We start from the raw sequence: 15,580 nt of genomic DNA on the forward strand, positions 1-15,580 counted from the left end.
AACTTAAGCCCACAGATTAAGAGTTCTTTTATGGGTCATCTTGGACGTTTTTCCGGCAAAATCATCAGAAGCATCGGCTTTCGCCTAACTCTGTTTCTGGTTATTGGTCTTGCATTATATCTGGTAATGGCAGCACTGAGCATTCAGGCTCTGGTCCAGCAGACAGATGGCCTGAAAGAGTTAAGCGGCCTGCACTATGAACGGGCATTAACCGCAGCAGAGCTTTCCCGTGATGCAGAAGTGATCGCAGCTCAGACCTTCGAAAGTATTCTAAGTACCAACCGAAGTGTCAGCCAGGAAGGTGCCATCGATCAGGATCTGATGGAGCTCTATCATTACGTCCGCAAACAGCTGACCGCCACCAATGAAGAGGAGCAAGGCTACCTGGATGAGATAGACCTCTGGCAGAAGCCTTTCTTCGCTAGCCTGGAGAAGCTGGCACAGCGCATGGAAGAAGAGCGTTTGTTAATGGGGCAAGAGCAAGCGCTACTTAACCAGCTGCAAAGTGCAGCCCAGGAACGGCCACCGGGAACTGCGCCCCTCAAGGCACAGCTGATTAGCCAGCAGGTGATCAGTACTCTGCTGATTGCTTTAAAATCGGAAAGAAATGGTCAGCTACATCGCCTGCAGAGAAGTGCAGAAAGCTCCCTGGAGCAGCTGGTAGACTACCCTAAACAACTGGCAAAGCTGCAGCCATTAGTCAGCCGAACCTTTGAACTGCGCAGACCGGTCATTTTAAGTCACCGGGCAACACTTGCTTCAGCAAGAAAATCAAGGCTCTACTCACAGCGACTGACCACCAGTGGTTATAATTATTTCCAGAGCCTTAAAAAAACGGCTCATCATGCTGCCAAAGCCTATGAGGCATCTGCGCAACAAGCCGTTATTGTAGTCGGTGTTTTCAGTATCGTTTTCCTATCCAGTATTCTTGCCATGGTGATATTCATTCGCCGCCAATTAGTAGAGCGCCTGAATCATCTGAGTGATGTCATGAGCGCCCATGTTGCCGGTAGTCCAAGAAAAATCCCCACCAACGGTGATGATGAAATTTCTGTCATTGGCCAGGCCTTTGAAGTTTTTGTCGATGCCCGTAATACGGCAGAGCAGCGATTAAATCAGGCTCAGGAAGAAACCGAGCAAGCCAATCAGCAGCTGCGCAAACTGAACCGTCAACTATTGGTTCTGAGTGAAACGGATCCCCTGACCGAAGTTGCTAATCGTCGCTATTTCGACCAGAAACTACAGGACTACTGGCAGATGTGCATGAATTTGGAGCAACCTTTGGCCCTGATCATGTGCGATATTGACCATTTCAAAACCTATAACGACCGTTTTGGGCATCAGGCTGGCGATCTTTGTCTGAAAAAAGTAGCATCCGCGCTCGATAAAACCGTCCACCGCTTATCTGATACCTTGCTCGGGCGCTATGGAGGGGAGGAGTTTATTCTGCTCCAGGCTAATACCTCTCAGGAACAGATTTATGAACTGGCAGAAACAATGAGACAAGCAGTTGCAAAAATGCAGCTAAAACACCCGGATTCAGAGCAAGGTATTATTACTCTGAGCCTTGGGATTGCAGTGCTTCTGCCAGATGGTAAAAACTCCGTTGATCAGCTGATCAGAATAGCAGATGACATGCTCTACAAGGCTAAAGATCAGGGGCGTAACTGCACATTACAGACAGTCCCTTCCGAAGATATCAAGCTCAGGCCCAGTGATTGAAGTCATCAGCTGTCGACAAATTCAAATCATTGTCAAAAGCTAACAAAAGTCCGGAATAGCAATAGAGCATGCCTATCATAACAATCAGCGTAATCAATTATCTCACCCTGATGTAACCCCCTATAATTCTCCTGACTTGAAAGAAAAGGGCTGACAAAAAGCTCTTTTTAAAACATTAAATTGTTCACCAACTTTTTATATGAATATCAGGAGCACTAAGATGCCACAAGCAATCAATACTGAGATCAAACCATTTGCAGCAACCGCTTTTAAACAAGGCGAGTTCGTAGAGATCACAGAAGCAGACGTTAAAGGCAAATGGGCGGTATTCTTCTTCTACCCTGCAGACTTCACTTTCGTATGCCCGACTGAGTTGGGTGACGTTGCAGACAAATATGAAGAACTGCAAAAGCTGGGTGTTGAAGTATTCTCTGTTTCCACAGACACCCACTTCACACACAAAGCATGGCACGATAGTTCTGACACCATCGGCAAGATCAACTACTACATGGTTGGCGATCAGTCTGGCAACATCACCAACAACTTCGATGTTATGCGTGAAGGTGTTGGCCTGGCAGACCGCGCTACTTTCCTGATCGACCCTGAAGGTGTGATTCAGGCGATGGAGATCACCGCTGAAGGTATCGGCCGTGACGCTGACGACCTGCTGCGTAAAATCAAAGCGGCTCAGTATGTTGCAGCACACCCGGGCGAAGTTTGCCCTGCGAAGTGGAAAGAAGGTGAAGCGACTCTGGCTCCTTCTCTGGATCTGGTTGGCAAAATCTAAGTCTTCCGACCCAAAGCACTTGGTTTATGGAGTGCCACCCTGACACTCCATATCCTTCAGAATCTGCCATCCGGCAGGTTCTGAACGCCTGATCCATCAGCGATACAGGCACAGGCAGACCGAATACCCTGTTCTGACATTTAACCCTCAGTTCTGCTTTAACCATCAAAAGCAGACTACGGTGCCCTTATGCCTGAATGTTCACTCAGCGTAACGCCAAAGGGATCGATAACAGACGAATCAGAACAGATCACCGTAAACAAGACGGATAACTTTTTAACTAAGTGGGTGAAATAACCATGCTTGAAGCGAATCTGAAACAACAGCTGGATGCCTATCTGCAACGCCTCGTTAATCCGATCGAGTTGACGGTATCCGTAAATGGCACAGCAAAATCCGATGAATTGCTGGACCTGGCCCGTGACATTGAAGGCCTGAATGACAAGATTTCTCTGACGGTCGATGAAACCTCAACGGGCCGTGCGCCCCAGATGGTCATCGCCCCTGAAGGTGAAAAAGGCCGCGTAACCTTTGCCGGCATCCCTATGGGCCACGAGTTTACCTCCCTCGTTTTGGCGCTGCTGCAGGCCGGGGGTTACCCGTCTAAAGAAGAGCAAGCCCTGCAGGAACAGGCAAAAGGCCTGACCCGAGAACTGAACTTTGAAGTTTATGTATCCCTTTCCTGCCATAACTGCCCGGACGTGGTTCAGGCAGTTAATCTGATGGCGATCCTGAACCCGAACATTACCGCCACCATGATCGACGGCGGCGTGTTTCAGGATGAAGTGAAAGAGCGTGAGATCATGGCCGTACCTTCCGTGTACCTGAACGGAGAGCTGTTCGGTAACGGTAAGATGACCCTGGCTGAGATTCTGAACAAAGTCGATGACGAGGCGGATGCCAAAGCCGCTGCGGCACTGGCCAATAAAGAAGCTTACAACGTACTGGTCGTTGGCGGTGGCCCTGCAGGCGCATCATCTGCCATTTACTCCGCCCGTAAAGGTATCCGTACCGGTGTTATCGCTGAACGCTTCGGCGGCCAGGTGGCCGATACGGTGGGTATCGAGAACTTTATCTCTGTCTCTTATACCGAAGGCCCCAAACTGGTTGCTCAACTTGAAGAGCACGTTAAAGAATACGACGTCGATATTATGAAGGCCCAGCAAGCAGTTGCTCTGAGGGAAGGTGCCGACGGCCTGAAAGAGGTCGAGCTGGCCAACGGTGCCGTACTGAAAGCCAAGTCCGTGATTCTGGCTACCGGCGCTCGCTGGCGAGAGATGAATGTACCGGGCGAAGCCGAGTACAAAGCAAAAGGTGTCTGTTTCTGCCCGCACTGCGATGGTCCGTTGTTTAAAGGCAAGCCGGTAGCGGTGATTGGTGGAGGCAACTCCGGTATTGAAGCCGCTATTGATCTGGCCGGTATCGTAGAACAGGTCACCGTTCTGGAGTTTGGTGATAGCTTACGGGCGGATGATGTTCTGGTGAAAAAAGCGGAGTCTCTGCCAAACGTGAAGATCATCAAACAAGCGATGACCACCGAAGTGTTGGGCGATGGCAAAAAGGTTACCGGCCTGACCTATAAAGACCGCGCCACCGATGAGGTTCACACGGTCAATGTGGACGGTATCTTTGTCCAGATCGGCCTGGTACCAAACAGTGACTTCCTGAAAGATACGCTGGAACTGAGCAGCCGTGGCGAGATCGAAGTAGACCCTCGGGGGCAAACCAGTATGCCCGGTGTCTTTGCCGCTGGTGACGTGACCACAGCCCCTTACAAGCAGATCATTGTTTCCATGGGTTCCGGTGCAACGGCAGCCCTCGGAGCTTTTGATTACCTGATCCGCTCATAAAGGTCAGACCCACTACAGAATGATAAGCGGTATATCCGGCAGCGCCATCAAACACCGCCGGTCAGAAAGTGTTCCATTTACTTGATCGCCGTCTGGTTTATGACGGAGTTCCAACCAATACGACTCTATGCGCCTGAACCGCAGACTATCGTATTGTTTTACCGAAGGGCTTTTCCACAGAAGAGTTCCTTCGGTTTTTTTGTCCGCTATTAATCAAACAGCATTAATATATGCAACCATACTAAATTTTCACAGCCAATAGCCGATATCATTTTCAGTTCACATTTTATTTATACCAGCTAATCTTAATAAGCAAAATGTGATAGGGATAGCATCACAGATTTGTCGAATCTGTCATTACCACAAGGAAGTCAGACCATGTTGAATACCAGCCATTATTTCGGCCGTTTTTTTAACACCTCAAACACCGCCACGACCGGAACGCAAAACCCCTCATCACCTTCTGAGTCTGTTCAACAGGCAGTACAGAGCGCCCGAGAAAACACCAAAGTACAAGTCCGGGAACTCGGTATTGAAGATGGTGCCAAGTTAGTGCCTATTGAACAGGCAACCTATAACGACCTTTTTCATGGCGAACAGAAAGTCAAAGCCGATGCCTTACTGGCGCGACTATCACCGGAACAACGGGACGTCATAATCAGTAATATCCGTGATTACGAGGACTTACTGAAAGGGGATGATATTTTCCAGTTGGCGGAAAATCTCAGCGACGAAGAGCTGTCCCAGTTCACCGATATTATGATTGCCATGCAATCGGAGGGTCACTATGGTTATCTCTATCCAAAAAGCTATGATCTTCAGAATCTTATCCACATTCGGGATGTAATGCAGACTCTGGCTGACAGCGATCCAGCACTGCGTCAACAGATTCTCGACCAAGCCCATGCCTATGCTGAGCAGGTGCAGCCCTACACAGAACAGGTTCAACCAAGAGAAAAGCCGGACACCTACAGCCGAAAAGAACTGTTTCGCCTACCCCAAAACAAAAACAGCTCAATAGATAACCTGAGCACATTTCTGAATGCCCTGCAAAACACCAAAGACCATCAGAGCCTGATGAACAATCTGGACAGTGTTGACGAGACGCAAAAAATCCCCTTAATGCAGGTTTATATTCTGGATGAAGAGTTAGGGGTACGCAGCTACGAAATGCTGAAAAACAAAGCGTTCTCACCGGAAGCAAAAGAGGGATTACTGCAATTTATTGCTGAGACCGCTGATAAAACCAGGCACATGCTTGACCTAAAAATAAAAGCCGATAACAACAGCAACCTGAATGACGGCACAGCAGCCAACGTGGCTTGGCTGGATAATCACAGCTACTCCATTGGACGAGATATGGTTAAAGATACGCTGGACCTGCTGGATAACTATGAATTCAGCGATGAGCAGTTGTTGAATATGACCGGCACGCTAAACAATCTGGACCGTAGTAACCAACGCGCTTATCTGGAAATTACCGTGCAGGGTATGGAACACCTGTTTGGCAGTGATTATCTCGAACCGCTTGATCTGACAGAACACAGCGATGCTTTGGCTGCTATTGATGCGGTAAGAAACAACGCAGAGGCCCGAGACCTAGTTTTTATGTCCCGAATGGGCGATCTCTCTCGGCCAGCCGGAAAAACAAGTGATGCCATGTACTTCCAGAAAGAAAAAGGAGCTGATCCCTACAAAGATATGGCAGAAACAGCGGAGGTACTGGTCGCCAATGCCTGGATAGGGCAGCGTAAACTGGACTCGGATATCTGGCCACCTAAAAATGACGAGTATGAAATCCCGCCATTAAATCAAGATACACTGAATATGGTACGCCAGCTTAATCTCTTATCCGCCAAAGAGCGCGACCTTAGTGTGGACCGTCTGTATGCTTTTGGTGATCTGACCCGAGGCGCGCTGGATGTGCGCCAGCACGGCGTGCAAACCTTATTCAGGTCAGAGAGCTGCATACAGAAAAGGGCCACTAGAGCGGCCCTTTTTTCTATCTGGTGGTTACTGTCAAATTCCATTTTTTATCCGGCAACCTTCTCTTCGCTGTTAAATTCGATCATCAGATCACTACCCAGTGCCTCAATGGCTTCTTCCACCTGGGGCAGAGTCACACTGCCGGGCACCGTCAGAACCATATCAGCCTTAAACAACATCTCCGAGCTCATCGGTGCAGGCTCGCAACAGGTATCTAACTCTTTAACGTTCACCTGCAGACGGCTCAAAACCTGTGACACCTCTTTCACAATACCCGGCTTATCGTTACCCACCACAGACAGCGAAACAGCAGAACCTGAAATCACATGACTGCCGGCCTTAGCGGCCGTAACCGTCAGTCCAAAATGTTCCAAAGCGACCAAGTCAGCGACCAGGGCATCCGCCTGATCATCGGCTACCGCAACGGTCAGTATACCGGCAAACTTATCCGCCAGATGGGACATACGGCTTTCCAGCCAGTTACCATGGTGCTGAGCGATCGTTTCAGAAACTTTTTCCACAAGACCGGGCTTGTCATCACCGATCAGGGTTAATACCAGTTGTTGTGACATAGCCTTTCTCCGCTCTGCTTTTATTATGATCTGTGGCTACCCTGCCGTATTTAGAAGGCAGTCACAGCTAAACTATCCTTTAGAAATAGCATGCTTTGGTATGCTTTCAAATCACTTTTTATGGCAAAACAAGTTGTTAGATAACCTATGATCTGGCGTAGTGCATCGTAGAACACATTCAGAGCAAATCTTTCATTACATCCCGTATACAGCTGACCACTTCACGCACGCAGGTCATCCGGGAGTAGTTCGGCCGGATCAGCAGAGAGATATTTCGGGTTGGCTCAGGAGTCTTAAACCGGATATAACGAATACGGTGGGTATCTTCCAGGTTATGTGTTGCCAGCCTTGGCAACATTGTCATACCGATACCGCTGGCGACCATATAACGCAGGGTTTCCAGGCTTGTGGCCTGAAAACGGTGATCTTCTTTTGCTCCGGCAGTAAAGCAATAACCCAGAGCCTGATCTCTGAGACAGTGACCATCTTCCAGTGTCAGTAGCTGTTGATTATTCAGGTCATCAAAGGTCACCTGAGTTTTGTTTGCCAGCGAATGCTGAGGCGATACAGCAAGATCCAAAGGCTCTTCAAACAGGTCATAACGTTCAACCCCTTGCATATCCTCCAACCAGGGCAAAATCAAAAGATCCAACTTGCCTTCATTCAACTCCTGCATCAACACTTTAGTCTGTTTCTCATGCAGATAGAAACTGACCTTAGGCAGGCGCTCATTCAGAGGCTCCATAACATAAGGCAACAAATAAGGTGCCAGAGTCGGAATCATTCCCACATGCAGATCCCCTGCCAAAGGGTCCAGCAATGTACGGGCTGTTTCTTCAAATACATGTGCAGCGCTAAGTACGTTACGGGCTTCCTTTACCAGCTGTTCCCCTGCAGGAGTTAACATTACATTTCTTCGATGACGCTCTACCAACTGTAGATTCAATTGCTCTTCCAGCTTCATAATCTGCCCACTTAGCGTAGGCTGACTCACAAAACAGGCCTCTGCAGCCCTACCAAAATGTTTAAAGCGGTCAATTGCGTCCAGGTACTCCAGATCCCTTAGCTTTACCATAGGCTTCCCCTTACTTATGAGCTATTTATTTTTAGGTTTTACCTATCTTAGGTTGACCAAACCACGCCTGCAATGACCTGAGGAAACACAAGCTTCGAATAAGATACAAATAATAACCATGATAACTAATCCAGCATCTTGATTTATATCTGATATAGATCAAAATACCGCCCCCCAGATAACACAAAGCGACACAAAAGTAACAATAAGAAAAAAAGGTTATTTGGCAGGCGGCAATAAATACTTCATAGATCACCATCAGGATCATCATGGCAATATCAGGCTTACAAACCGCGAAGAAAACAAAACGCAGCTATAAAACAGCACAAGTACCAACTCCATCTGTGAAGAGAGATCAGAGCCTGGACAATAAGTTAGCAAATGCCCTAAAGCTGGAAACGGCCATGCTTGAGCTGCAAAAAGAGTTCCGTAATCGCAGTAAAAGTATCTCTCATCATGTAGGGGAGCTTGGGCAACTGTTAGGGCTGAATCACGCTACCTGAGAAATACATGAACAAAGTATGCCGGAGTGTACAGGGAAGGCCTAGCATCGTTAGGGCTAAGGATCTGTCGGCAGAAGACTGTGGTGGGCCAGGAAAGAACGCGTCTGTATCTACGGTAAAAACGGACAGGGCCATTGGCACGCGAATGACCCTGTCCAAAAGTTTTACTATGTTATGTGATTGAGTGTTCTCAGTTCGTGGAAGCGATCAGGCTTGCATTACCACCAGCAGCGGTTGTATCCACGCACAGGTGACGTTCATGGACAAAGCGCTCAGGCAGATGAGCTTCTGTCAGTAACGGCAGTAAAACACCATCTCGCTTAGCCAATACATTACGATATGCTGTCAGCACCTCGGTGTTAGCATTGCTGGCAATACCATCAATCCCGGTCAGTCCTTGCAATACAGAAGCCTCAACTGCACCATCCAACCCAACCACAGGAAGGCCAGCTTCAGCCAGCTGATCCGCCAGTGCTTTAATACCCGGCGCAACCACTACGACCTGATTCCCCTGAGCCAGTGCAACAGCCGCTTGTTGAGTTGCACTTTCCATATCAGGGCCTACGCACAGAACAAGTCCCCGAGCGTGGAAACTCAGGCGGTTTAACTCTCCCGTCGGCCCCGGCATTTCTCGGGTAACCAATAAATCGGATCTCACATGAGAAGCCAGAGCACCCAGCTGCTGTTCAACCAGCTCAGTTGCTTTGTCCGATTCAGGCACTGCCAATTTCAGTGCGCTGTTAACAGCTTCCTGAAGTACCGCTTCGGATACCGCATCACCCTGCAGGGGCTCTGCCCGGTTCTCACCGGCAATATTCTTAAAACGACGTACATACAGTGGACCACCGGCTTTAGGCCCGGTACCGGACAAACCTTCACCACCGAAGGGCTGAGAACCCACAATGGCACCAATCTGATTACGGTTCACATAGCAGTTACCCACATGAACACGCTCAGTTACGTAGTCGATACGGGAATCCATACGGGTGTGCAGACCAAAAGTCAGACCATAGCCACGACCGTTGATATCGGCGATCACCTGATCCAGCTCACTGGATTCAAAGGTGCAGACATGCAGGACAGGGCCAAAGATCTCTTCTTCCATCTCATTAATGCTGTCCAGCTTGATCACGGTTGGCGGTACAAAAGTGCCGGTTGTTGGCACTTCATAGGTTTTCAGGCAGCGACCTTGCTCTTTAAAGGCGTTGATGTGCGCCATGATCTTGTCCTGAGCCAGCTTGTCGATAACAGGCCCTACATCAGTGCTGATCAACCAGGGGTTACCCACGGTCAGCTCATCCATAGCGCCGTAAAGCATCTCTAGTAGGTGCTCGGCAATATCTTTCTGTACATAGAGTACACGCAGTGCGGAACAACGCTGACCGGCACTCTGGAAAGAAGATGCCAGTACATCACGGATCACCTGCTCAGGCAGGGCGGTAGAATCCACAATCATGGCATTCATACCACCAGTTTCCGCAATCAGCGGTGCTTCCGGTGACATATTGGCGGCCATAGAGCGGTTGATGTGTTGTGCTGTTGGCGTAGAGCCGGTGAAGCAAACACCCTTGATACGGGAATCAGAGGTCAGGGCTGCACCTACAACGGCACCCGCCCCTGGCAACAGCTGAATAACATCTTTCGGTATACCGGCTTCATGCATTAGTTCAACAGCACGGGCAGCCATTAGAGCGGTTTGCTCTGCAGGCTTAGCCAGAACCGCATTACCAGCTGCCAGAGCAGCACAGATCTGACCGGCAAAAATCGCCAACGGGAAGTTCCACGGAGAGATACAAGTGATCAGGCCCCGGGCTGTACCATCAGCACTGTGCAGTTCCGCTTCATCCGGGTAGTAAAGTGCAAAATCCACGGCTTCACGGATCTCAGCAATACCATCCAACAGAGACTTACCCGCCTCACGGGTCGCCAGTGCAAACAGCTCCCCGGCATTCGCCTCCATCAGATCGGCGAATTTACGGATGCGGGCACCACGCTCTTCAACCGACAGCGCTTCCCAGGCTTTTTGGCCACTTTGTGCGGCAACGATAGCGGTTTCGATATCTTTTTCAGAGGCTTCACGCACCTCACCCACTATATCCTGGTGATTGGCCGGGTTGATGACCGTTTTGGTGTTCGCACCTTCAACATCACCGGCAATCATAGGTCCTGCCTGCCACTTATGACTCAGGTAGGCTCCGCGCTCTTTATCCAGCTGTTCAACAGTACGAGCATCAGTGATATCCCAGCCAATAGAGTTACGACGGGTTTCACCACGCTCTTTATTGCTAAACAGGTCAGCAGAACGGGTAATAACAGGGTTAGAAATACTGTCCAGTGCCATTACCGTGTCAAACGGATCACGGGCAATATCAGCCGGTGCAATATCATGATCAACAATCTGGTTTACAAAAGAGCTGTTCGCACCATTTTCCAGTAGGCGGCGTACCAGATAAGCCAGCAGATCCTGATGTGCTCCCACAGGGGCATAGATTCGGCAACGTACTTTACTTTCCTGCACAACCACATCGTGCAGAGACTCACCCATGCCGTGCAGGCGCTGGAATTCAAATTTATCCAGATCATCCGCCAGATTCATAATTGCAGCCACAGAGTGTGCGTTGTGAGTCGCAAACTGCGGGTAGATGCGGTCAGTCATTTTCAGCAACTTAGTAGCACAAGCCACATAAGACACATCGGTGTTCACTTTGCGGGTGAATACCGGGAAGCCTTTCAGGCCCATCACCTGAGCACGCTTGATCTCTGCATCCCAGTAGGCACCTTTCACCAGACGCACCATGATCTTACGATCCAGTTTCTCAGCGGTGGCGTACAGCCAATCAAGGACAAAAGGTGCACGCGGGCCAAAGGCCTGAACCACCACCCCAAAACCATCCCAGCCCGCCAGTTCAGGGCGTGCCAGTACCGCGCCAATGACATCCAGCGACAGGTCCAGACGATCCGCTTCTTCCGCATCGATGTTAAAGCCCATATTGGCTTCTTTCGCCATCAGCGCCAACTGGAAGGTACGCTCAACCAGAGTATCCATTACACTGTCGTATTTACCGAATTCATAACGCGGATGCAGAGCTGACAGTTTTACCGAGATGCCGGGATTTTTACGGATATCATCATATTTGCAGGCCGATGCGATTTTAGCTATCGCTTCAGAATATGCGCGATGATAACGCAGTGCATCAGCATCAGTACGTGCCGCTTCACCCAGCATATCGTACGAATAGTTGTAACCACGGGCCTGTTGCTTCTTACCGTTTTTGGTGGCTTCTTCAATGGTGCGGCCCAGTACAAACTGACGCCCTAGCTCCTTCATCGCTTGTTTAACGGCGGTACGAACCACAGGCTCACCCAAACGCTTAATCATGCCACGTAGAGTCTTGGTCAGGCCCTTTTCATCAGGAGACGCAATCAGTTTTCCGGTCACCATCAACCCCCAGGTGGAGGTGTTGATCAGTGCTGATTCCGACTGCCCCAGATGCTCCTGCCATTTACCAGGAACAATTTTATCCTCAATCAGCTCATCAATGGTTTCAGCATCCGGTACACGTAATAGTGCCTCTGCAAGACACATCAGAGCGACACCCTCTTTTGTGGTCAGACCATATTCCGCAAGAAAATTTTCCATCATCGAAGGTTTTGCAGATGTGCGAACGCGGGTAATCAATTTTGCCGCTTCATTTGAGATCTGCTGTCGTGTTTCGGCAGACAAGCCTGCCATCTCAACCAATGCATTAACCGAATGGGTTTCATCTGCCAAGTAATGGTCACGCATCGCTTCACGGATAGCGGTCGTGGTCATAGCGGCATTTGTTATCGTCTTCATTGCCTGAGTCATATCGACACCTTTCGTTATTATGGGAATAATGCTCTGCATTCTAGCTTTTGACGAATAGACTTATTCTCTATTTTTTTTTCATATTTAAAACTTTGTTTTATTTTTCAACCAAAAAACAAACCGAATATTAAAAATAAGTCTATTTATTTAGTTAATTAGACTATAGAGTTCTAATAAACTATCTAACAACCTGAATGGCAGGGGAAATTGGCTGAATACAGCCAAAGCCTGCTAAATAACTCATCAGTAAAGGACGTCACAGGAATGAAACGAACAGATGATCTCGACCGGATTGATCATGCTATTTTGCGCGAGCTGCAAAAAAATGCCCGCCTGACCGTCACAGAGCTTGCCTCAAGGGTAGGTCTATCTAAAACCCCTTGCCAGTTACGTATGAAAAAGCTGGAGCAGCAGGGCTTTATTTTGGGGTATGTGGCTCTGGTCGATCAGAAACGTCTGGGCGTTAACCACATCGCCTTTGTGCAGGTTAAGCTCAGCGATACCAAAACCAAGGCACTGGACGCCTTTAACGAAGCCGTACGTAAAATTCCTGAAGTGGAACAATGTCATATGATTGCAGCCGGTTTCGATTATTTACTGAAGGTTCGTACCAGTGGCATGGAAGATTACCGTAAAGTTCTTGGGGAGCAGATCTCAACCCTGCCCTTCGTGCTGCAGACCAGCACTTATGCGGTTATGGAAAGCGTTAAAGATATCGAATCCCACCTTCTCAGTAGCTGATTATTAATGGGGTGCGCCCTACAAGCTGCCGCCGGGTATTGCAAAGATAAATCCGAACCAGCCCATAAAATAAATAGGGTTATCCCTAATACCCAAAGCCGTTACATAGAGTTACAATTAAATCGGTATTGTTCTTCCTTATCTGAGGCACCTCCATGTCAACCCGGCAGTTTCCTGCATCACTCCCAGTTTCTGAATCTTTTCAGACTGTTATTAAAAAAACCTCGCAACGGATCTGTCTGCTACTGCTTTTTACCTTACCCATCCAGACCGAAGCATCTTTTGACAAAGGTATGCGCTTCTATGAGCGAGAGCTGTATACCCATGCCCTGAACACCTTCCTTAAAGCTGCCAAAGCAGGTGACGCCAGAGCACAGTTAATGGCGGGACGCTTGTACGCAGATGGACGTGGTGGAGATTATGACGCCGACCAGGCCTACATCTGGTATCAGAAAGCAGCAAACCAAGATTTGCCGGAGGGGCAATATCTGCTGGGTATGCAGTACCTTGAGCCAGGTAACCCGAACTACAGTCAGGCGAAAGCGATCAGCTGGATCAGGAAAGCAGCTCAGCAGGGACTGACTGATGCTCAATACCAACTGGGAATGATGTATAAGCAAGGTACCGGAACAGCTTCCAGCCTGAAAAGAGCCGGGATTTGGCTGCAGAAAGCGGCTGGCAAAGGCCACAGCTCAGCCCAGTATGAAATGGGGCTGTTATCGGAAGATGGCCCCGGAGCCAGGCAGAACTACCGGGCAGCGGTAAGATGGCACACCCTGGCTGCCGAACAAGGCCACCCAAAAGCCTCACTGGCTGTCGCTTATCTGCACTACTATGGCCTTGGAACCTCTGTTAACCTGGAACAGGCCATTCATTGGCTTCAGAAAGCATCCGATGCAGGCCTGCTGGTAGCCCAATATAATCTGGCAGTATTGTACGAACATTACCCCCGCATAAAACCCAATCTGGATGCATCACGCAAGTGGTACAAGTCAGCTTGTAGCAGCGGCTACACCAGAGCCTGCGAGCCCTACCAAAGGTTACAGGTGTCATACCAGAAAAAGCTGGAATCAACTGTTGAAACAGCAAAATATCCGTAGTGCCATTGAATGCTTCTGCTGCGCAGCAAAAAAAACAGCACAGACAGCTCCTCGTGGGGCATCTGATTTTATTAAACGGGTAAGCTGACCTAAGCGGAAAAAGTGCAGTGCCCCTCATCTGGCCGAACAGGCCTGCCGGATAATCTTCCGCCTTCGGCTCGCACTGTGCTAGTGTACATACTCTTCTCCCCTAAACCTCTTGTCGCCATTAACAGTGAGCCCCATGCCTGAATTTTCTGCTCTGGTTTTTGCCACCGCTATCAGCATGCTTTATCGCAGCATTATCACTGTCATTGCACCCGATCTGTCCCGGGATCTGCAGCTGACGGCGGATGAACTGGGTACTCTGGCCTCGCTGTTTTTTATTGGTTTTGCCGTAGTTCAGCTACCTGTAGGTATTGCATTGGACAGACTTGGGCCTCGGCTGACTATTGTCAGCTTTATGGTACTGGCAATATCAGGCACCGCCCTTTTTGCGACAAGTAGTACACTCTGGATGGCCTGCGCAGGCCAACTGCTGATCGGTGCTGGCTGCGCACCTCTTATGACAGGTTCAATGGTGGTGATATCCCGGCGCTATAGCCCTGAGCACTTTGCTTATATGACAGCCCTGATACTGACATTAGCTAATCTGGGTGATCTCTTCAGCACCGTTCCTTTTGCTTTTATATCTGAAACTCTGGGCTGGCGAGGTGCTTTGTGGATTATTCTGGCCATTACCAGCTGCTCAGCACTGGCCTGCTTACTCTTTCTTGGCCGGGACCGGCAAGCTGAAGGCAGTACACCGGAAAGCCTGTCGCAAATGATTGGTGGCATGGGCAGAGTTGCTCTGATTCGTGCAATCTGGCCGATATTACCATTGGTGCTGACCGGTTATGCCGCTTTGATGACTATCCGTGGTCTATGGGCAGGGCCATGGCTTGCTGATGAATATCTTCTGACAATGAATGAAAGAGGTTATCTGCTACTGGGCATGTCATTGATGATGACCCTGGGTATGTACCTATATGGCTTTCTGGACCGTCAGACAGGACAGCGAAAATCTTTAATTATTGCCGGAACCCTACTCCTGATCCTTTCAATCATACCAATCAGCACGCCTTCCCCTCCTTTCCCTCTGGCTGCTTTCAGCCTGATGATGATAGGGCTATTTGGCTATACCTATGCATTATTAATGGCCCATTGCCGGAGTTTTATACCGGCTCAACTGATGGGTAGAGGCATTGCTTACCTGACTCTGGTCGGCTTCTTTGGCGTAGGCCTTTTACAGACACTGTCCGGCTGGCTAATGAAGCACTTTCACTCTTACAGCCTGCTCCATGCCAGCCTGGCAGCTATACTCATCATTGCAATAGTCTGCTACAGCCGCAGTAAAGCTCCGGCGGAGTAGAAGA

Annotated in this window: 10 protein-coding genes and 1 pseudogene; 8 read left to right on the forward strand and 3 right to left on the reverse strand. The window is 49.1% G+C overall.

The features are described from left to right. Positions 1–30 precede the first annotated feature (30 nt). The 4 genes from BTA35_RS04320 to BTA35_RS18405 all read left to right on the forward strand — a co-directional run bounded on the left by BTA35_RS04320 (position 31) and on the right by BTA35_RS18405 (position 6,675). Positions 31–1,722: a GGDEF domain-containing protein gene (locus BTA35_RS04320; RefSeq protein WP_077243160.1), complete on the forward strand. Its 1,692-nt coding sequence runs from the start codon at positions 31–33 to the stop codon at positions 1,720–1,722. Positions 1,723–1,942: 220 nt separating this feature from the next. After that, the gene (gene ahpC / locus BTA35_RS04325; protein ID WP_077243161.1) at positions 1,943–2,509 is read left to right on the forward strand and encodes an alkyl hydroperoxide reductase subunit C; all 567 of its coding nucleotides are present in this window, start codon (positions 1,943–1,945) and stop codon (positions 2,507–2,509) included. A gap of 299 nt (positions 2,510–2,808) precedes the next feature. Continuing rightward, positions 2,809–4,359, forward strand: coding sequence for an alkyl hydroperoxide reductase subunit F (gene ahpF / locus BTA35_RS04330; RefSeq protein WP_077243162.1), 1,551 nt, complete (start codon positions 2,809–2,811; stop codon positions 4,357–4,359). 378 nt (positions 4,360–4,737) lie between these two features. Next, positions 4,738–6,675, forward strand: coding sequence for a hypothetical protein (locus BTA35_RS18405; RefSeq protein ID WP_238377478.1), 1,938 nt, complete (start codon positions 4,738–4,740; stop codon positions 6,673–6,675). A gap of 104 nt (positions 6,676–6,779) precedes the next feature. On the opposite strand, the pseudogene BTA35_RS18410 reads toward BTA35_RS18405, so the two are convergent. After that, a pseudogene (locus tag BTA35_RS18410) lies at positions 6,780–6,917 on the reverse strand (ACT domain-containing protein); the annotation flags it as partial. Positions 6,918–7,095: 178 nt separating this feature from the next. After that, the gene (oxyR, locus tag BTA35_RS04340; protein WP_077243164.1) at positions 7,096–7,992 is read right to left on the reverse strand and encodes a DNA-binding transcriptional regulator OxyR; all 897 of its coding nucleotides are present in this window, start codon (positions 7,990–7,992) and stop codon (positions 7,096–7,098) included. Between the two features lie 269 nt (positions 7,993–8,261). Between oxyR and BTA35_RS04345 the strand changes: the two genes are divergently transcribed. After that, complete coding sequence (locus tag BTA35_RS04345; protein WP_077243165.1) at positions 8,262–8,495, forward strand: hypothetical protein; 234 nt, start codon at positions 8,262–8,264, stop codon at positions 8,493–8,495. A 190-nt stretch (positions 8,496–8,685) separates the two neighbouring features. Here the strand turns inward: BTA35_RS04345 and putA are convergent, their stop codons facing one another. Then, complete coding sequence (gene putA, locus BTA35_RS04350; RefSeq protein ID WP_238377479.1) at positions 8,686–12,345, reverse strand: bifunctional proline dehydrogenase/L-glutamate gamma-semialdehyde dehydrogenase PutA; 3,660 nt, start codon at positions 12,343–12,345, stop codon at positions 8,686–8,688. Positions 12,346–12,609: 264 nt separating this feature from the next. On the opposite strand from putA, the gene BTA35_RS04355 reads away from it, so the two are divergent. The 3 genes from BTA35_RS04355 to BTA35_RS04365 all read left to right on the forward strand — a co-directional run bounded on the left by BTA35_RS04355 (position 12,610) and on the right by BTA35_RS04365 (position 15,576). Continuing rightward, positions 12,610–13,086 (forward strand): Lrp/AsnC family transcriptional regulator, encoded by a 477-nt coding sequence (locus BTA35_RS04355; protein WP_077243166.1) that lies wholly within the window; start codon positions 12,610–12,612, stop codon positions 13,084–13,086. A 155-nt stretch (positions 13,087–13,241) separates the two neighbouring features. Then, the gene (locus BTA35_RS04360) at positions 13,242–14,186 is read left to right on the forward strand and encodes a tetratricopeptide repeat protein (protein WP_077243167.1); all 945 of its coding nucleotides are present in this window, start codon (positions 13,242–13,244) and stop codon (positions 14,184–14,186) included. Positions 14,187–14,409: 223 nt separating this feature from the next. Beyond that, entirely contained in the window at positions 14,410–15,576 is a 1,167-nt protein-coding gene (locus BTA35_RS04365) for an MFS transporter (protein ID WP_077243168.1), read from the forward strand. Positions 15,577–15,580: the final 4 nt, after the last annotated feature.

It is taken from the genome of Oceanospirillum linum (genome assembly GCF_001995095.2).
Lineage (GTDB): Bacteria > Pseudomonadota > Gammaproteobacteria > Pseudomonadales > Halomonadaceae > Oceanospirillum > Oceanospirillum linum.